This is a genomic window from Bacillus sp. SIMBA_074 (assembly GCF_046534555.1).
GTDB lineage: Bacteria > Bacillota > Bacilli > Bacillales > Bacillaceae_G > Bacillus_A > Bacillus_A mycoides.
The window spans coordinates 1-284 of sequence record NZ_JAWRYM010000362.1; the positions used below are offsets into that span (position 1 = coordinate 1).

Consider the following 284-nt stretch of genomic DNA (forward strand, 5'->3'; position numbering starts at 1 on the left):
GACCTTTTTCATCAAAAATCCCTCCCCTTTTTCTCTTTACAGCATGCAATGTTCTTAAATGATCGACATTTCTTTTCCTACTTTTTCATAAATCGCTAATGCACGATCCAGCATCTCTTTTGTATGAGCAGCAGTGGGCATATTCCGCACTCTTCCTGTTCCTTTTGGAACGGTAGGAAATACGATGGATTTAGCATATACGCCTTCTTCATTCAGCCTCTTTGAGAATTGCTGCGTTTTTGCTTCATCACCTATAATGCAAGGCGTAATCGGTGTTTCGCTCG

At 41.2% G+C, this 284-nt stretch carries 1 protein-coding gene; it reads right to left on the reverse strand.

Annotated elements, in window-relative coordinates; all coding sequences use genetic code 11:
- Positions 1-54: 54 nt before the first annotated feature.
- A partial coding sequence (locus SB773_RS31170; RefSeq protein ID WP_410594142.1) for an aminotransferase class I/II-fold pyridoxal phosphate-dependent enzyme occupies positions 55-284 on the reverse strand: 230 nt, incomplete at its 5' end.